General features: G+C 66.3%; 16 protein-coding genes and 1 pseudogene. 14 read left to right on the forward strand and 3 right to left on the reverse strand.

Features of this window, described 5'->3' with window-relative positions:
- Window positions 1–1,926: beta strand repeat-containing protein (locus tag AC5Y7D_RS12045; protein WP_499924188.1), on the forward strand; the 1,926-nt coding region annotated here is incomplete at its 5' end.
- Window positions 1,927–1,935: 9 nt separating this feature from the next.
- Here AC5Y7D_RS12045 and AC5Y7D_RS12050 read toward each other — a convergent pair.
- Window positions 1,936–3,534, reverse strand: coding sequence for a PE family protein (locus AC5Y7D_RS12050; protein ID WP_499924190.1), 1,599 nt, complete (start codon window positions 3,532–3,534; stop codon window positions 1,936–1,938).
- Window positions 3,535–3,777: 243 nt separating this feature from the next.
- Between AC5Y7D_RS12050 and AC5Y7D_RS12055 the strand changes: the two genes are divergently transcribed.
- Together AC5Y7D_RS12055 and AC5Y7D_RS12060 are read left to right on the forward strand one after the other, a co-directional pair.
- Window positions 3,778–4,956 carry a CaiB/BaiF CoA transferase family protein gene (locus tag AC5Y7D_RS12055; protein WP_499924191.1) on the forward strand — a complete coding sequence of 393 codons (1,179 nt, stop codon included), beginning with the start codon at window positions 3,778–3,780 and terminating at the stop codon, window positions 4,954–4,956.
- 105 nt (window positions 4,957–5,061) lie between these two features.
- A complete protein-coding gene (locus AC5Y7D_RS12060; RefSeq protein WP_499924193.1) occupies window positions 5,062–5,964 on the forward strand; it encodes a LysR family transcriptional regulator in 903 nt (300 codons plus the stop codon).
- 40 nt (window positions 5,965–6,004) lie between these two features.
- Here AC5Y7D_RS12060 and AC5Y7D_RS12065 read toward each other — a convergent pair whose 3' ends face one another.
- Window positions 6,005–7,714: a PE family protein gene (locus tag AC5Y7D_RS12065; protein ID WP_499924194.1), complete on the reverse strand. Its 1,710-nt coding sequence runs from the start codon at window positions 7,712–7,714 to the stop codon at window positions 6,005–6,007.
- A 151-nt stretch (window positions 7,715–7,865) separates the two neighbouring features.
- Here AC5Y7D_RS12065 and AC5Y7D_RS12070 point away from each other — a divergent pair.
- The 7 genes and pseudogenes from AC5Y7D_RS12070 to AC5Y7D_RS12100 all read left to right on the forward strand — a co-directional run.
- Window positions 7,866–7,991: pseudogene (locus AC5Y7D_RS12070) on the forward strand (phosphotransferase); the annotation flags it as partial.
- Between the two features lie 196 nt (window positions 7,992–8,187).
- Window positions 8,188–8,568: a DUF4189 domain-containing protein gene (locus tag AC5Y7D_RS12075; RefSeq protein ID WP_499924196.1), complete on the forward strand. Its 381-nt coding sequence runs from the start codon at window positions 8,188–8,190 to the stop codon at window positions 8,566–8,568.
- Between the two features lie 88 nt (window positions 8,569–8,656).
- Window positions 8,657–9,082 carry a carboxymuconolactone decarboxylase family protein gene (locus AC5Y7D_RS12080; protein ID WP_499924197.1) on the forward strand — a complete coding sequence of 142 codons (426 nt, stop codon included), beginning with the start codon at window positions 8,657–8,659 and terminating at the stop codon, window positions 9,080–9,082.
- A gap of 124 nt (window positions 9,083–9,206) precedes the next feature.
- Entirely contained in the window at window positions 9,207–10,304 is a 1,098-nt protein-coding gene (locus tag AC5Y7D_RS12085) for an amidohydrolase family protein (RefSeq protein ID WP_499924199.1), read from the forward strand.
- Window positions 10,305–10,351: 47 nt separating this feature from the next.
- Window positions 10,352–11,497 carry an amidohydrolase family protein gene (locus AC5Y7D_RS12090; protein ID WP_499924200.1) on the forward strand — a complete coding sequence of 382 codons (1,146 nt, stop codon included), beginning with the start codon at window positions 10,352–10,354 and terminating at the stop codon, window positions 11,495–11,497.
- The gene (locus AC5Y7D_RS12095; protein WP_499924202.1) at window positions 11,498–11,890 is read left to right on the forward strand and encodes a Rieske (2Fe-2S) protein; all 393 of its coding nucleotides are present in this window, start codon (window positions 11,498–11,500) and stop codon (window positions 11,888–11,890) included.
- 5 nt (window positions 11,891–11,895) lie between these two features.
- Window positions 11,896–12,762, forward strand: a complete 867-nt coding sequence (locus AC5Y7D_RS12100; RefSeq protein WP_499924204.1) for an alpha/beta fold hydrolase — start codon at window positions 11,896–11,898, stop codon at window positions 12,760–12,762.
- A 5-nt stretch (window positions 12,763–12,767) separates the two neighbouring features.
- Here the strand turns inward: AC5Y7D_RS12100 and AC5Y7D_RS12105 are convergent, their stop codons facing one another.
- Entirely contained in the window at window positions 12,768–13,241 is a 474-nt protein-coding gene (locus tag AC5Y7D_RS12105) for a hypothetical protein (protein WP_499924205.1), read from the reverse strand.
- A gap of 31 nt (window positions 13,242–13,272) precedes the next feature.
- Here AC5Y7D_RS12105 and AC5Y7D_RS12110 point away from each other — a divergent pair, with 31 nt between their 5' ends.
- From AC5Y7D_RS12110 to AC5Y7D_RS12125, 4 genes are read left to right on the forward strand one after another with little or no spacing between them, the layout of a single operon-like run.
- Window positions 13,273–14,541, forward strand: a complete 1,269-nt coding sequence (locus AC5Y7D_RS12110; protein ID WP_499924206.1) for an NADH-ubiquinone oxidoreductase-F iron-sulfur binding region domain-containing protein — start codon at window positions 13,273–13,275, stop codon at window positions 14,539–14,541.
- A complete protein-coding gene (locus AC5Y7D_RS12115; protein ID WP_499924207.1) occupies window positions 14,538–14,834 on the forward strand; it encodes a ferredoxin in 297 nt (98 codons plus the stop codon). Before AC5Y7D_RS12110 ends, AC5Y7D_RS12115 begins: the two co-directional genes overlap by 4 nt.
- Window positions 14,831–16,495, forward strand: coding sequence for a thiolase C-terminal domain-containing protein (locus AC5Y7D_RS12120; RefSeq protein ID WP_499924208.1), 1,665 nt, complete (start codon window positions 14,831–14,833; stop codon window positions 16,493–16,495). Before AC5Y7D_RS12115 ends, AC5Y7D_RS12120 begins: the two co-directional genes overlap by 4 nt.
- Window positions 16,492–17,433 (forward strand): alpha/beta hydrolase, encoded by a 942-nt coding sequence (locus tag AC5Y7D_RS12125; protein WP_499924209.1) that lies wholly within the window; start codon window positions 16,492–16,494, stop codon window positions 17,431–17,433. The genes AC5Y7D_RS12120 and AC5Y7D_RS12125 overlap by 4 nt, the downstream gene beginning before the upstream one ends.
- Window positions 17,434–17,529 lie beyond the last annotated feature (96 nt).

Here is a 17,529-nt window from a genome sequence, read left to right on the forward strand (position 1 = left end):
AACAACGGCATCCTCTGGCGCGGCGACGCCCAAGGCCTGCTCGGCGCGAACTACACGATCACCATTCCGGAAATACCCGGATACTTCGACATCAAGATCCCTATCAATATTCCGGTCACAGCGTCTTCCACCCCCGCCAATATCCCAGCGTTCGGAGCGGATCCGGTCGAATTCTCGGCGCTCGACGGCGCGGTCTTCGGCTTCATCGGCCCCTTCAAGTTCTCCCAAATCGAATTCGACATCGCCAATCCCGCCGTAGTGCTCAACATCGGCAATCCGGACGGCTCGACCGTGATCGACATTGCCGGGACCGGTGGCATCGGCCCGATCCGCATCCCACTCATCGATATTCCTGCGGCACCCGGATTCTTCAACTCCGGCGGTTCCTCTTCGGGCTTCTTCAACAGCGGCACCGGCAGCTCATCCGGCTTCTTCAACAGCGGCGCCAACAATTCGGGTTTACAGAACATTTCGCCAGGAATCCTGGGTAATTCGGGCTTCAGCAATGTCGGGGGGCTGCAATCCGGCCTACAGAACTGGGGCGCCGGCATCTCCGGCTGGGGCAATGCGAGTCCACTGGGTTTCTCCACTGCTGCCCAGTTGTCGGGCATCAACAACTTAGGCGACAACCTGAGCGGGCTTTGGCGCGCCGGGGTCAACGGGACGACATTCAACGTCGGCATGGCGAACCTCGGTGGGTTGAACCTGGGCAGCGTCAACATCGGCGGCGCGAACCTCGGCAGCGGCAACATCGGCAGTTTCAACCTCGGCAGCGGCAACATCGGCGTCTTCGACGCGGGCAGCGGCAACATCGGCAACTTCAATATCGGCAGCGGCAACATCGGCAGCGGCAACCTCGGGTTCGGCAACTCCGGGTCACTACTCGCGGCAGGCCTGAGCAACTCCGGCCTGGGCAACACGGGCAGCCACAACATCGGCCTGGGCAACTCCGGCGACGGCAATATCGGCTTCGGGAACACCGGCACCAACAACATCGGCATTGGTCTGCAAGGCAGCCACCAAACTGGCTTCGGCGCCCTCAATTCCGGCACTGGCAACATCGGCCTGTTCAACTCCGGCGCCAACAACATCGGCATCGGCAACTCCGGGACGGGCAACCTCGGACTGGGCAACTCCGGCACCAACAACATCGGCATCGGCAACACCGGTAGCGCCAATACCGGGTTCTTCAACGCCGGCACCGGGAACCTGGGGATCGCCAACGCGGGCAGCGCGAACACCGGTCTGTACAACGCAGGCAACGGCAATACGGGCAGCTTCAACCCCGGCGATCACAACACCGGCGGGTTCAACTCGGGTAAGTACAACACCGGTTACTTCAACGGTGGAAGTTTCAACACCGGCCTAGCCAACACCGGTGACGTCAATACCGGCGCATTCAACATCGGCAGTGACAACAACGGCTTCTTCTGGCGGGGCGATGACCAAGGTCTGGCCAGGATCGGCTACCACATCACCATCCCCGAAATCCCCTATCGCTATGACATACACATCGACATGTCGGTGCCCATCACCGGCACCATCGGCGCAATCACGTCGGCGCAGTTCACGATTCAGGAGATTCACTACGTGATCTTTGCCGCCGGCGGCGAGAAACTCAAAGAGGGTGACTTCGGTGGATGGACCATCGACCAGAGCACACTCCTGTCGCCGACGCCGATTGATTACGTCATTCAGGAGGTCCTCGACTACCCCGGCACCGGCACCTTCGGCCCGTTCACGATCGGTTTCGACTTCCAACAGCGTCCAGGATTCTTCAACACCGCAGGCGCTCCGTCGTCCGGCTTCTTCAATTCCGGCACTGGCGCTTTGTCAGGATTCTTCAACGATGGCGCGTTCATCTCCGGCATCGCGAACCTCGGAACCGATGTGTCCGGCTTCTTCCGAAACTTCAAGCTGCCGTAAGGAATCCTTTCAGCGGCTCGGCCACCCGTTGGTGCCGCGCAACCCGAGGAGCAACCCGCCGATTCCACCGGTACCGCCGTTGCTGCCAAAGTCCGTGCCGAATCCGGCGTCACCACCGTCACCGCCGTTCCCGAGCAGGCGCGCATCGCCGCCGTTACCACCGGCACCACCGCCGCCAGAGGCAGCGATGCCTCCGACGCCGCCGTCACCACCCACTCCGATAGAGCCGGCCCGGCCGCCACCCCCGCCGGCACCACCGGCGCCGTACGTGGCAAACCCGCCCGAGCCGCCCACGCCGCCCTCGCCCCCGAAGCCGTAAAGCAGGCCGGCGGCACCGCCGGCGCCACCCGCCCCGCCGTTCGTCCCGCTGGCGCCGCCGGGCCCGCCTGCCCCACCATCACCGAACAAGAGGCCGGCATGGCCGCCACCACCGCCCGGCCCGCCCTGGACATGCCCGATGCCGCCGGCACCGCCGGCACCGCCGGTTCCGTAGAGCATGCCCGCCTCTCCGCCGGTTCCGCCTGCCCCGCCCAGAGCCCCGCTGGTTGCACCCTCGAGGTGGCCCGCACCGCCCGTACCGCCCGCCCCACCCAGGCCGAACAGCCTTGCTGCACGGCCGCCGTCTCCGCCCTCACCGCCCGCGGCACCGCCGGTACCACCGGTACCACCGGCACCGCCCGCGCCGTACAGCAAGCCGGCGTCAGCACCGGCCCCGCCGCTGCCTCCGTCCACCCGACCCGCGCCGCCGGCCCCGCCGTTCCCGCCGGTACCGAACAGCCAGCCGGCGTGGCCGCCGGCACCGCCGGCTCCACCGGTGCCGTTGACGCCCAGCCCACCGGTGCCGCCAGCCGCGCCATTGCCCCACAACTGGGCGGCTCCCCCGGCCCCACCGACTCCACCGAACCCCGTTACGCCGAGCCCGCCGATACCGCCGGAACCTCCTGCGCCGAAAAGACCGGCCACTCCGCCGGCACCGCCGGCCCCGCCGTTCACCTGTCCGCTACCGCCACCACCGCCGGAGCCGCCCCTCCCGAAGACTCCGCCCGGTCCGCCGATGCCGCCCGCACCACCGTCGCCCGTCGTGGACGAGCCGCCAGCGCCGCCGGCGCCACCCCGGCCGAAATACCCACCCGCTCCGCCACTTCCGCCGTTCTGACCGCTCGCACCCGAGCCCCCGTTACCCCCGTTGCCGTAAAGCAAGCCGCCGACACCACCCGCGGCGCCGGTTCCCGGCGCCCCGTCGGCGCCATCACCGATCAACGGGCGGCCCCACAAGACTTGCGCCGGTGCATTGACGGCGTTGAGCAATTCCCCAAGCAACGTGGCACCGCCGGACTCGGCGGTCGCATAGCTTCCCGCACTGACGGCTATCGTCTGTGCGAACACGTCGTAGCAGGCTGCCGCTCGTGCGCTTACGACGCGGAACTGCTGCGCGTAGGACGCGAATAGCGCGGCCGCTGCGGCCGACACTTCGTCCGCTGCCGGGGCGAGGATCTCAACTGTTGCACCGGCTGCGACCAGGTTGGCTTCGGTGATGACTGAGCCGATGCCGGCCAGGTCGGCGGCAACAGCTGCCAGTGTGCGGGGCTCCACGTTGATAAATGACATCGTGTTCCTAACGCGAGCATGACGGGTCGTCAGCTTTGACGCTAGGCAGGGCGCCGATCCGGGACCAGCACAATGTTGAGAACAGACCGTTGCGTGTCTGACAAATACCGGCACACCTGTAACAAGTTGCGCCTCAAGCAATCTTAGGTGCGAAAGCTTCTGATGGACCCCCGATGCAGTGCACCGATAGCCTAGGTGGCGAACAGAATGGAGCGCTGTCATGGAAACCTGGCTGGATTGCCAATGAAACACACAGCGGACCAACCGCTTTCATCGTTATTGGTCGCCGACTTCTCCCGGATACTGGCCGGGCCCTATTGCACGATGACACTCGGGGATCTGGGCGCCGACGTCGTCAAGGTGGAAAGACCCGACGGAGGCGACGACACTCGCGCCTGGGGTCCTCCCTACGTCGACGGGGACAGCACCTACTACCTCGGGGTCAATCGCAATAAACGCAGCGTCGTCCTCGATCTGCGCGACGCGCAGGACCTGCGGCTGGCCAAGACACTGGCCGACAACGCCGACGTGCTGGTGGAGAACTTCCGACCCGGAACCATGGCCCGATTCGGCCTGGACGAACCCACCATCCGACAGGCCAATCCCGCGTTGGTGTATTGCAGCGTAACGGCTTTCGGAACCGACGCCGGCGCTCACCTGGCCGGTTACGACCTGCTCGTACAAGCGCTCGGCGGCCTGATGAGCGTCACCGGCAACGACCCGGAGCACCCCACCAAAGTCGGGGTGGCTGTTGTGGATGTGTTGGCGGGTCTGTTCGCCACGGTGGGCATCCTGTCGGCCCTGCGGGAGCGCGACCGCACCGGGCGGGGCCAGCACGTGCAGATCAACCTCATGTCGACATTGTTGTCCGCCCTGGCCAATCAGTCAGCCAGTTATGTTCTGGCGCAGGAAATCCCACGCGCAATGGGAAACTCGCACCCGAGCATCGTCCCGTACGGCACGTACTCGACCGGTGACGGAATGATCGTACTGGCGGTAGGAAACGATAAGCAGTTCGGCGGACTGTGTGAGGTCCTGGGTGTCACCGAACTCGCACAGGATGAGCGATTCAGCACCAACGACGCAAGAGTCCGCAATCGGGCACACCTGCGGGACCGGCTGGAATGGGTGCTGTCTGCCCAGTCCGCCCAACATTGGACCGCCGCGTTGGCCGATATCGGTGTGCCCGCGGGAGCGGTCAATGATCTCGCCGAGGCTTTCAGCTGCGCGGACCGCCTGGGGCTGCAACCGGTTCGCCAGACGCGCGACGACGACGGACCCCTCGGTCGGCAGGTAGCCAGCCCGGTCAATTTGTCCGGCACACCGGTGACCTACCGGACCCGGGCCCCTCGACTGGGAGAGCACAGCACCGAGATCCGTTCCTGGCTCGCCAGTCTCGAGGCAGAACGTCAAACCGCCTAATGGAGGCAACCATGCTCAACGCCACCCGTCCATATCAACGAGCCTGGCCCTCAATCGAACGTTTCGGGTCATTGCTTGCCGGTTGCGCAACTAACATCTGACCTCGTGGAACTTTATCAGCTGCGATACTTTCAGACCGTCGCCGAAGTCGGCACGCTGCGCGACGCTGCGGAAAAACTTGCCGTGTCGCAATCGGCCGTCAGTAGGGCAATCGCCATGCTCGAACACGAAATCGGAGTGGAGTTGTTCACCCGTCGCGGTCGGGCCAACGAACTCAACCGGTTCGGGGAGGCATTCTTGCGAACCAGTCTGGCCTCCCAGCGCAGCCTGGAAACAGCCGTCGCGGGTGTGCGACAGCTCGCGGACGTCGACGCGGGGACGGTGGCACTCGGTTTCCTGGTTTCTCTGGGCGTGTCCACGGTTCCGCGACTCATCCGCCGCCATCACGACCAGCATCCGGCGGCGCGCTTCGAGCTGCGTCAGTGCGCCGGTCCCGCCTTGGTCAACGATCTGACCACCGGTGTCATCGATGTCTGCCTGAGCTATCCGATGGCGTTCGACGAATCGCCAGGGGTCAAGTGGCACAAGCTCTTCACCCAACAGCTCTACGCTGTGGTGGACCGGGACCACCCGCTGGCACACCGGAACATGATTGGCTTCGAGGAACTCGAGAATCAGAAGTTCGTCGCCCTTGACCGCAACCACACGCTGCGCAGAATCTTCGACGACGCGTGCGTACGCCACGGTATGACGCCCGCCATTGCCTTCGAAGGCACCGACATCACCACCCTGCGCGGTCTGATCGGGGCACGGTTGGGCGTCGGAGTGCTCCCGAAGGCGGCCACTCCACCGCCGGACATCGTCGAAATCGCAGTCGACGACCCGAAGTTGGTTCGGCCCATCGCCGTCGGATGGATGATCAACCGATACCTACCGCCGTCGGCCGCCGCATTCCGTGACACTGCGATAGCCTCCTGCGGCCTGCCAGACCAGGACTTCAACGCGTAACCAAGTGGTCAAAGCTCGACCAGCACAACCTCATTGGGCTTCAGGCGGGTCCGTCGGCCCCGCCCTGTCCGAACAGCTGACCGCCACGGCCACCAGTACCCCCGGTGCCGCCCTGGGCCGCTCCCGCGCCGGCGCCGCCGTCGCCGCCCTTGCCGATCAGTTGGGCGCTGCCCCCGTTGCCGCCCAGGCCATTGTTCAGCGGCGCAGCGAAACCCGATGGTATGGCGCCCGCATTGCCGCCGTTGCCGCCATTGCCGAAGAAGAAGCCGCCCTGTCCGCCGTCGCCACCGACACTGGTCTGCCACACCGCGCCTTGTGCGCCCGGGGTGCCGGTAGCTCCTCCATCGCCGCCGGCGCCGCCGCTACCCCAGAGTTGGGCATCTCCGCCGTATCCGCCGAGCGCGCCCGGGCCGGCATCGCCGCCGTGGTTGCCGCCGGTGCCGCCGTTGCCGCCGTTTCCACCCGCACCGGCGTTGCCCCCGTTACCGATCAGGCCGCTCTGGCCGCCACTGCCGCCGAAACCCCCGAAACCGCCGTTGCCATTGAATGTCAGGCCGCCCGGATTGACGCAATCACCGCCGTTGCCGCCGGTGCCGGCGGCGCCGCCGGCACCGCCGGTTCCCCAGATCAAGCCGCCGGTGCCGCCGCTGCCGCCGTCGGCGCCGAAGCCGCCCGCACCGCCACCGATTGCACCTGCCACGGTCGCTGATTGGCCCGCCCCCCCATCGCCCCCGGCGCCGCCCGCCCCACCGTTGCCAAACAGCCCGGCGTTGCCGCCGGCACCACCCCTGACGTCGAGATTTCCTCCGTTGGCGCCGCTGACCACGGCGGTATCCGGCACGAATGCGCCGCCGTTGCCGCTGTTTCCGCCGGCTCCGCCATCCCCGTACAGCCAGCCCCCGTGACCCCCGTCGCCCCCGTTGCCTCCGGCTCCGGCGCTGCCGCCCACCGGGCCTGACGCAGCCGTACCGGTAGCGGCGCCGCCGTCGCCGCCCGTGCCGCCGACTCCGCCCTGTCCGAACAGCAGACCCCCGGCGCCGCCGGCACCGCCGGCACCGCCATTGCCACCGTTCTGGCCAGGATTGAAACCAGGAAGGGCCGCACCCCCCACACCGCCCTCGCCTCCAATGCCACCCTGGCCGCCGAGCCCGTACAACCACCCGCCCGCGCCGCCGGCGCCACCATTGCCGCCGGCCCGGCCGGGCTGACCCACAGCGCCGTCAGCGCCCGCCCCACCGGCTCCACCCACTCCGCCGGCGCCGATGAGGCCGGCCGCGCCGCCGTTGCCGCCGTTCTGCCCGGCACCGCCAGAACCGCCGCTACCGCCGTTGCCCAGCAGCCAGCCGCCGTTGCCACCGTTCTGACCTGTCCCGGGGGCGCCGTCGGCGCCGTTGCCTATCAGCGGACGCCCCGTCAGTGTCTGTACGGGGTCAGCGAGTAAGCCCGAAAGTTGTTGTAGCGGCGAGGTATTTGCGGACTCAGCCGTGGCGTACCGGCCCGCTCCGGTCGCGATCAACTGCACAAATTGATCGTGGAAGAGTCCTGCTTGAGCACCGAGGGTCTGATACCACTGGCCGTGCGAGCTGAACAGGGCCGCAATGGCGGCCGATACCTCATCAGCGCCGGCGGCCAGGACGGTGGTGGTGGGCGCGGCGACGGAGAGGTTCGTGTCACTGATCATGGAGCCGATAGCAGCGAGATCGGACGCCGCCGCGTTGAGGACGTCCGGCGCTGCAATCAGATACGACATCGAAACTCCCTACCGTCTAACCGCATGCATTGAACTGGCACCAACGGTATGGACACCCGATATCGGCTTCCAGTAGAAGTTTGCGAACGCACTTTTGCGGATAGCGCAACTGAGCGCGGCGAGCGCCGGGAAACGGGCAGCCCAAACCGCCCGGCTGCCCGACGACGGGCACGGACCATTGGGCTGGCTCTACACGCCGTCGGGCGACGTCACCGCCCTGCGGACCGGCTCGCTGATGATCAGTTGGATCAAGCGACTCGCTGGGCGCACCGACATCGCACTCGCGGGCCTGCGGCAGCGGGGTCGCCGCTTGGGGGATCTCGAAACAATTGCTGCGCTTAAGAATTCACTTTGAATCGGCCGACGCCCAGCTCCACAGGAGCCAGGGTGCCGTTACCTTGGCGGTAAGTGTTTCATCCATGTAAACAAGTGCTCACACTCGGTTCCGCCGCGTCGAGAAAGGGGTCGACCCAATGAAGGCACGCCACAGTCGCGTCGTGCTGGCGCTCGCCAGCCTGGTAGCCGCCGCGATGACGGTTCCTCCGGCCGCCGCCCAGTCCCATCCCAACAATCTGCCGCCCTACCACAAGTTCTACGGCGCCATCGCCTACGGCCACGACGGCTCATCGGGCAAGGCATGGCGCCAGAAGAGCCAGTCGATGGCCGAGCGACTGGCATTGGAGCGCTGCGGCATCGACACCTGCAATGTACTGACCAGTTTCACCAAGTGCGGCGCGGTCGCGCACGACGGCGCGACCTATCACGGCGGCACGGGCCTCACGCGGGAGGCGGCTGAGCAGCGCGCGATCGCCAACCTCGGCGGCGGTTGGGTGGTCAACTGGGCGTGTCACTGACGCGCCCGTTCAATCACGTTTCCGGACAGGGTAATTCGCTCACCGCCTAGACTCCTGGCTACTCAACCAGTGGCAAAGGAGCACAGCAGTGGACAGCGAAACGTACCGGCGGGGCCGGCAGATCCGCTCGGAAGTCCTCGGCAAGGACTACGTCGACAAAGCGCTCGCTCAGCCTGACGCCTTCACCGGGCCGCTGCAGGACCTCATCACCGAGTACTGCTGGGGGGCGGTGTGGGGCCGTGACGGGCTGACGCGCAAGACTCGCAGCATGCTCAACCTGGCCATGACGTCGGTATTGAACCGACCGCACGAGCTGCGGACCCACCTTCGGGCCGCGATCACCAACGGCGTGACGCGCGAGGAGATCCGCGAGGTCTTTCTTCAGGTCGCCATCTATGCCGGGGTGCCCGCCGCAGTCGACAGCTTCCGGACCGCCGGCGAGGTGTTCGCCGAGTTGGAGGGGGTTGAGCGTCCGGCAACCGAGGTCACCTTGGCGCGTTTAGCGACGCTCTGAGTTACATTTCCGATAGAGAATGTTATTATCCGGATTTAAGAACAATACTCGCATCTAAAGCAGTAAAGGCGCCGCTACCAGGACCGATGTGTCCAGACGCCGCCGCGGCGGGAGGATGGTTTCCGTGATCGAACACGCTGACGGGACACGTACGCCGGTCATCGACACCAGCGTGCACATCTTCTTCCCGACCAACAAAGACCTGCGTGGCTACCTGCGCGAGCCGTTCAAGAGCCGCGGGTTCCCCGACTATGAGATGGATTGGTACGGCGCACCCGGCAGTGAGTACGCACCCAACACCGAAGGACCCGAACGCGGCCGCCAGTACCCCGGTTCGGACCCGGAATTCGTTGCAGGTGAGCTTTTCTCGAAACGCGGGGTAGACGTCGCGATCCTGCACCCGATGGGGCGCGGCATCATGCCCGACCGCCACCTGGGCACCGCGCTGCATGCCGCCCACAACGAGATGATGGTGGGACGCTGGCTCGAGCACGACCAATTCGGCGAACGATTCCGCGGCACCATTCGGGTGAATCCCGACGACATCACCGGTGCACTGCGCGAACTGGAGAAGTGGCGCGAGCATCCGCGGGTCGTGCAGATCGGCGTACCACTGCAATCGCGTGAGGTCTACGGCAAGCCGCAGTTCTGGCCGCTATGGGAAGCCGCCGCCGCGGCAAATCTGCCGGTGGCCGTGCACATCGAATCGGGCGAGGGCATCGGCTTCCCGCCCACCCCGTCCGGGCACACCCGCACCTACGAGCAGTACGTGAGCTTCATGGCGCTGAACTACCTGTACCACCTGATGAACATGATCGCCGAGGGCGTATTCGAACGTTTTCCCGCACTCAAGTTCGTGTGGGCCGACGGCGCCGCAGATTTCGTGACGCCGTTCATCTGGCGGATGGACACCTTCGGCCGGCCGCACCTCGAGCAGACGCCGTGGGCACCGCGGATCCCCAGCGATTACCTGCCCGGCCATGTGTATTTCGTGCAGGGCGCCATGGACGGGCCCGGTGACGCCGACTTCGCCGACCAGTGGTTCGGCTTCACCGGGAAAGAGGACATGGTGATGTTCGGGTCCAGCTACCCCCACTGGCAGTGCGCTGACGTGCGCGACATACCGAGCGCCCTGTCCCCCGAACAGCGGGACAAGTTGTGTTGGCGCAATGCCTCCGAGCTCTACGGCATAGACATCGCCGTCGGCTCGAGCGCACAGTAGAAGTGAGTGAGACCTAGAAGATGGCCAGGGATGGCAGGGAGAATGCAATGTCGCTGACTCACATGCATGAACGGGTTCCCGCCGCCGAGCGCATCGCCGTCCGGTGCGTCGACTCCGACGTCCACCCAGTGCCGAAACGCGGTGAAATCACCCAGTACATCCCGGAGCCGTGGCGCAGCAAGTTCTTTCTCGACCACAAGGTCGGCGAGCTGATCTACTACGACGCACCCGATTATGCCCACTCGTTCGCAATGCGGGTCGACACTTTCCCGCCCGACGGCGAGTTCCCGGGCAGCGACCCGGACATGGCGTTTCGTCAGCTGATCATGGAGGCGGGCTCGGACATCGCGATCCTGGAGCCGGGTGGGCGTACGCCGCGGCTGCCGGAGGCACACCAGGCCTACTCGACGGCGTTGAACCACTGGCAGGCCAACCACTGGCTGGACAGCCACAACAACTGGCATCAGCGCTGGCGCGGTTCCATCTGCGCAGCCGTCGAGGATCCCGCCGGCGCGGCCCGCGAGATCGAGGAGTGGGCGGGCCACCCCTATATGGCTCAGATTCTGATCAAGGCCGAGCCGCGCCCCTCATGGGGCCACCCCATGTACAACCCGATCTGGGCAGCGGCCACCAAGCACGACATCACGGTGAGCTGCCACCTGTCCCGCAGCAACTACGAGATGCTGCCCACGCCGCCCGTCGGCTTCCCCAGCTACAACCACGACTTCATGGTCACCTACTCGCTGTTGGCCGCCAACCAGGTGATGAGCCTGATCTTCGACGGCGTCTTCGACCGGTTCCCGACGCTGCGCATCGTGTTCGTCGAACACGCCTTCACCTGGATCCTGCCGCTGATGTGGCGGATGGACTCGATTTACGAGGCCCGCAAGTCACGCGTCGAGATCAAGCGCAAGCCGTCGGACTACGTCAAGGAACACATCAAGTTCACCACCCAGCCGCTGGACTACCCGGAAGACAAGACCGAGTTGACCCGCATGCTGGAGTGGATGGAGTGCGACAAGATCCTGTTGTTCTCCTCGGACTATCCGCATTGGACCTTCGACGATCCGCGCTGGCTCGTGAAGCACCTGCCCAAGGGTGCCCGCGACGCGGTGATGTACAAGAACGGCATTGCGACCTACCACCTTCCAGAGACCGTCCCGGTTCTCGAGGGCCAGGTCCGGGTGCTCTGAATGCTCGAGGAACAGCCGCGACCCCGCCTGGCCCAGGGTCGCGAACACGTTGTCGCGACAGTGGATGAGATCCCGCCGGGTAGCCACAAACTGGTGCCGATCGGACGCCACGGCGTGGGCGTGTACAACGTCAACGGAACCTTCTACGCCATCGCCAATTACTGCCCGCACCAAGGCGGTCCGCTGTGCTCCGGTCGGGCACGGGGACGCACCATGGTCGACGAGACCGCCGCCGGTGATGCCGTCATGGTGCGAGATCTGGAGTACATCTACTGTCCCTGGCACCAATGGGGTTTCGAGTTGGCGACGGGTACCACCGCGGTCAAACCGGAGTGGAGCATTCGCACCTACCCGGTCCGGGTGATCGGCAATGATGTGCTGGTGCAGGCGTGACCGGCGTGTCGTCCTTCGAAGTCAACGGCGGCAACGTCATCTACGAAATCCTGGGCAAATCAGGGGATCTCATCGCCTTGACGCCGGGTGGCCGGTTCAGTAAGGACATCGAGGGGTTGCGCCCACTGGCCGAGGCTCTGGTCGACGGCGGCTACCGCGTGCTGCTGTGGGACCGACCCAATTGCGGCGCCTCGGATGTCCAGTTCTACGGCCAGAGCGAATCCCACATGCGCGCCGAAACACTGCACAAGCTGGTGACAGGTCTAGGTTTCCAACGGTGCATCCTGGCCGGAGGGTCCGGCGGCGCAAGGGATTCCATGCTCACCACCATGCTGTATCCCGAGATGGTCACCAAGCTGGTGGTGTGGAACATCGTCGGGGGCATCTACGGCACCTTCGTGCTGGGCTCCTTCTACATCGTCCCCAGCATTCTCGCGGTGCGGGGCACCGGCATGGACGGCGTGATCAAGGTCTCCGAATGGCGCGACCGCATCGAGGAGAACCCGGCCAACAAGCAGCGGTTCGTCGACTTCGACGCCGGCGATTTCCTCAAGGTGATGCTGCGCTGGCTCAACGCCTTCGTTTCCAAGCCCGGCCAGACCATCCCGGGCGTCGAGGACGAAATGTTCGACCGCATCCAGGTTCCCACGCTGATCATCCGCGGCGGCGAGAACGACATGGACCATCCCAAACGCACGTCACTGGAAGTGCATTGCCTGATCAAGGGTTCCGAGCTGATCGACCCGCCGTGGCCGGAGGACGCCTGGGAACGGGCGTCGGAAGACCGCGCGGCGGGCCGGGTGACGCATTTCAACATGTTCGACACCTGGGTGCAGGCCGCGCCCGCGATCCTCGAGTTCCTGGATCGCTGATGCGTTCACCTGGTGCGGATGTGGACCTCGCAGTTGAGCGAGGCCTCGAGGGCAGTGTGGATGCGGCTTTCCGGAACCCGATCGAGGTCGGACTCGCGCAACGTGACGTACACGATGTCATAGCCGTCATCGCCTGCCTCCCGCACGATCTCGCCGCTGAGCCCGAACGCCGACAACACGCCGTGGGCGTCGTCGTCTGTGCCCCGGCTGATGAAGGTGACCACACCGACCGCCGGCTCGCTGCGAAAGGCTCTGCTGCACAAATCGATTGCGGTGCACTTCGTCACCTCGACGTCTTCGCCGGCAATCAGCAGTTCAACCTCGCGCCGCCCGGACGGCCTGCTGGCGAGGTCGTATTCGACTACTTCGGCACCTATTTGACGAGTAAGCCCGAGGAGCGCAGTCATGCCCTCGCGTAATTGCGCCGGCGTAAGCGCTCCGCTCTGGTCGACATTGACGCGCACCACCGCAGTCCGCATGCGGCCAAGCCTAACGGGAAAGGCCTAGCCCATGACCACCGCCGACATTGCGATCAGCACCGTCGCCTGGCCCGGCTTCCCGCCCCGGCTACTCACCGAAGGCCGCGAAGACCTGGCGGCATACCGCGAGCGAGGGGGCTACCGGCTGCTCGCCGGTGCCGAGGAGTTGCTGGCCGAAGTCGAGGCCAGTGGCCTACTCGGGCGGGGCGGTGCGGCGTTCCCGCTTGCGGTCAAGCTGCGCACGGTGCGTAACAACGGGCATGGACCCGTCGTCGTCGCCAATGGCGAAGAGGGAGAACCCGCTTCGGTCAAAGACCGCTGGCTGCTGCGCAACCGGCCGCACCTGGTGCTGGACGGGCTGCGCCTGGCGGCGGCGCTCGTCGGCGCCACCCGCGCCTACGTGCTGGTTTCCGACCCGGACTCGGCGCGCAGTGTCGAGGCGGCGGTGAGCGAGCTGGATTCCCGCGGTCTACCCGTCGCAGTCCGGTCGGTGGAGCCCGGTTATGTGGCCGGCGAGGAGACCGCCGCCGTGCAGGCCATCAACGGCGGGCCGGCCAAGCCGACCGACAAGCCGCCGCGCCCCTTCGAATCGGGAGTAGACGGCCGACCCACGCTGGTGAGCAACGTCGAGACGCTGGCCAATCTGGCCCACATCCACGGCCATGGCTCGGCGGCTTTCCGCTCGCAGGGCACGACGCAGTCACCCGGCACCTTCCTGGCCACCATCACCGGTGCGGGCAAGCCGGCCGTACTCTACGAGCTGCCGCACGGCTTGCCGTTCGCCGAATTGCTTGACCGGCACGGGGTTTCGCCGGACAAGTTGCGCGGTGTCCTGATGGGCGGTTACTTCGCCGGGCTGGTCAACCGGCGGGTGCTGGACACCACACTGGATCACGAGACGATTCGCGGTATCGGCAGCGGCCTGGGCTGCGGTGCGATCTCGTTGATCACCGCCGAATGCCCGGTCGCGGTGGCGGCCTCGGTGTCGGCGTACTTCGACCGCGAGAACGCCCAACAGTGTGGGTCGTGTTTCAACGGAACTGCGGCCATGGCCGCCGCCGCCGGTGCACTGCGTGACGGCGCCGCCACCGCAGAAGATGTCGACCGACTCAAGCGCTGGTCGGTAGTGCTGCGCGGGCGTGGCGCGTGCCAAACACTGGATGCCGCATGCAACGTCGCCGCCACCCTGCTCGACCAATTTCCCGACGAGGTGGCGCGCCATCTGGACGGGACCTGCCCCGACTGCAGTCGCGGCGCATACCGCGCCGAGCGCCCCTACGAGGCCATCGGGGGATCATGAGAATCCGATTGGACCGCACCGTTTGCGACGGCTTCGGCGTGTGCGGCAAGCACGCACCCGGCTACTTCTCGCTCGACGATTGGGGCTACGCCTGTCTGATCGGCGACGGCAATGTGCCGGACGAGGACCACGACAAGGTCGTGCGGGCATTACTGGACTGCCCGGTGCATGCCATCACCGAGATCGGCGAGCCCAAGCCGAGCATCCCGCACCCCGAACTGCACGACGAGGACGATCCCGCCTCACACGTCAAGACCGAGGACAACGAAGCCGAGTGGGGTTTCATCCGTTGACAGGCGCGCCGGCAGCACCGGGACGGCCGCTGCCCCAACTCAAAGACGAGAACGAGTTCTTCTGGACGGCGGGCGCCGACGGCGTGCTCCGTTTTCAGGAATGCCGGGCCTGTCAGGCGCTGATCCATCCGCCCGCTCCGGTGTGCCGTTACTGCCGTGGTCATGACATCGGTGTGCGCGACGTCTCGGGCAGGGCGACCCTGGCCGGGTTCACCGTGAACCACCGGTTCAGTGTGCCCGGTATGCCGGCGCCCTACGTCGTTGCGCAGGTCGCCATCGCCGAGGATCCGCGAGTTCGGTTGACCACCAACATCATCGACGCCGATCCAGCAGGCCTGGCGCTCGGCCAAACCGTCGAGGTGGTGTTCGAACACATCGAGGACGTGTGGCTGCCGCTGTTCCGTCCCGTCCCCGACGCCCGGCCCGCCCCGTTGCCCGAGGACGAGATTTCGCCGGAACGCTTCGGCGAACACGTGCGCCCCATGTGGACCACGGAGAAGTTCGAGGACAAGGTCGCGCTGACCGGCATCGGCATGTCACCGATCGGCCGCCGGCAGATGGTGCCTGCGCTGTCACTGACCGTGCAGGCCTGCGAGACGGCGATCGCCGACGCCGGCCTGACTTTCGCCGACATCGACGGCCTGTCCACCTATCCGGGCGGCGGAAACTTGGGCGGCTTCGGCGAAGGCGGGGTCACCGCTGTGGAAGCCGCTCTGGGTATCCGGCCGACGTGGCACAACGGCGGAATCGAAACCTTCGGTCCGGGCGGCTCGGTGATCGCGGCGATGCTCGCCGTCTCGGCCGGCTTGGCCCGTCACGTGTTGTGCTTCCGGACGCTGTGGGAAGCCACCTTCAACGAGCTGATGAAGCAGGGCAAGATCATTCCGTCCGGCGGCCGCACCGATAGCTGGCAGTGGCCTTTCGGGGCCACCTCGGCCGCGCATACGCTGGCGCTCAACGCACAACGCCATTTCCACCGTTACGGCACCACCAAAGAGACGCTGGGCTGGATCGCGCTGAATCAGCGCACCAACGCCGCACTCAACCCGACCGCCGTGTACCGCGACCCGATGACCATGGACGACTACCTCAACGCGCGGACCATCACCACACCGTTCGGCCTCTACGACTGTGACGTCCCGTGTGACGGCGCGATCGCCGTCATCGTCTCCGCCGTCGACGCCGCCCGCGACCTGGCCAAGCCTCCCGTCCTGGTCGAGGCGGTGGGAACGCAGATCATCGAGCGCATCGACTGGGATCAGAGCACGCTCACCCACGAGCCGCAGGTCCTGGGGCAGGCCGCACATCTGTGGACGCGAACATCGTTGCGCCCCAACGATGTTGACGTGGCCGAGTTGTACGACGGGTTCACTATGAACTGTCTCTCGTGGATCGAGGCGCTCGGGTTCTGCGGCATCGGCGAAGCCCGGGAATTTCTGGACGGCGGTAGGAACATCGCCCGCGACGGCGTCATACCGCTCAACACGCACGGCGGCCAGCTCTCGCACGGCCGCACCCACGGCATGGGCCTGCTGCACGAAGCCGTCACCCAGTTGCGCGGCGAGGCCGGTGACCGCCAGGTCGCCGGCGCGCGCGTCGGGGTGGTGAGCAGCGGCGGGCTCACGCCCAGTGGTGTGATCCTGTTGCGGACTGACGCATGAATCCCCGCCCGCGCGTGGTGATCGTGGACGGCGTGCCCATGTCCGGCGTGATCGCCGAGGCCGACGATCCCAAAGCCGTGATCGTGGCGATCCACGGCGGCGGCACCACCGCCGTCTACTTCGACTGCCCGGGCCATCCCGAGTTGTCGCTGCTGCGGTTGGGCGCGGAACGGGGTTACACGGTGATCGCGCTGGACCGGCCGGGACACGGCAGCTCGGCGCCGTATCCGGAGGCGGTGCAGACTGCCGAGCAGCGCGTCGACCTGGCATACGGTGTCGTGGACCGGATTCTGGGCGAGCGGCCGCGCGGTGCGGGAACGTTTTTGCTGGGACATTCCGGCGGCTGCGAGCTGGCGACCAGAATGGCCGCCCACGACCGGGGCGCCGCCCTGCTGGGTCTGGAACTGGGCGGCACCGGCCGGCGCTACCACGACGCCGCCAAGGAGATCATGAAGGCGGCCGCGGTGAAGGAGCGCCCGCCCGGCACCCGCGAGCTGCTGTGGGAGCCGATGCGGCTCTACCCGCCCGACATCCTGCGCGGAGTCACCAACTCGTCGACGTCTCCGGCATACGAGCGCGACGTGGCGGTGAACTGGCCGCACCGCTATTTCCCGGAACTGGCGCCGCTGGTGCGGGTGCCGGTGCGGTTCACCATCGGCGAGCACGATCGGGTGTACCGGGGCGACGACGACAACCTGGCCGAAATCTCCGAAATGTTCCGTCGAACGCCGGTTTTCGTGAGCCACCGGCAACCCGACGCCGGGCACAACCTCAGCCTCGGCCTCAGCGCCGCCGAATACCACCGCACCGTATTCGAGTTCGTCGACGAGTGTGCGGCCGCCCACGCGTCGATCGTGAAGCCAGCTTCACAGTCGGACTCGAGTGTGAAGCCAGCTTCACCCTCGGCGGGCTGCGACGCCGATCCGGACGCCGGGTGATGCGCGCCGGATCCGCGGTCTTCCGCTCCTTTTCGCCGCGCCCCGAACCCGCTACCGTTAGCGTTACAGTCAGGCGTTCAGCTGTAATGGTGTCAG

Source organism: Mycobacterium sp. NGS49, assembly GCF_059812565.1.

Excerpts from the sequence above, each read along its gene's own strand:
- AC5Y7D_RS12065 (WP_499924194.1), bottom strand. The coding sequence starts at position 7,714 with ATGTCGTATCTGATTGCAGCGCCGGACGTCCTCAACGCGGCGGCGTCC.
- AC5Y7D_RS12115 (WP_499924207.1), top strand. The coding sequence starts at position 14,538 with ATGAGAATCCGATTGGACCGCACCGTTTGCGACGGCTTCGGCGTGTGC.
- AC5Y7D_RS12090 (WP_499924200.1), top strand. The coding sequence starts at position 10,352 with ATGTCGCTGACTCACATGCATGAACGGGTTCCCGCCGCCGAGCGCATC.
- AC5Y7D_RS12125 (WP_499924209.1), top strand. The coding sequence starts at position 16,492 with ATGAATCCCCGCCCGCGCGTGGTGATCGTGGACGGCGTGCCCATGTCC.
- AC5Y7D_RS12105 (WP_499924205.1), bottom strand. The coding sequence starts at position 13,241 with ATGCGGACTGCGGTGGTGCGCGTCAATGTCGACCAGAGCGGAGCGCTT.
- AC5Y7D_RS12055 (WP_499924191.1), top strand. The coding sequence starts at position 3,778 with ATGAAACACACAGCGGACCAACCGCTTTCATCGTTATTGGTCGCCGAC.
- AC5Y7D_RS12050 (WP_499924190.1), bottom strand. The coding sequence starts at position 3,534 with ATGTCATTTATCAACGTGGAGCCCCGCACACTGGCAGCTGTTGCCGCC.
- AC5Y7D_RS12110 (WP_499924206.1), top strand. The coding sequence starts at position 13,273 with ATGACCACCGCCGACATTGCGATCAGCACCGTCGCCTGGCCCGGCTTC.
- AC5Y7D_RS12075 (WP_499924196.1), top strand. The coding sequence starts at position 8,188 with ATGAAGGCACGCCACAGTCGCGTCGTGCTGGCGCTCGCCAGCCTGGTA.
- AC5Y7D_RS12095 (WP_499924202.1), top strand. The coding sequence starts at position 11,498 with ATGCTCGAGGAACAGCCGCGACCCCGCCTGGCCCAGGGTCGCGAACAC.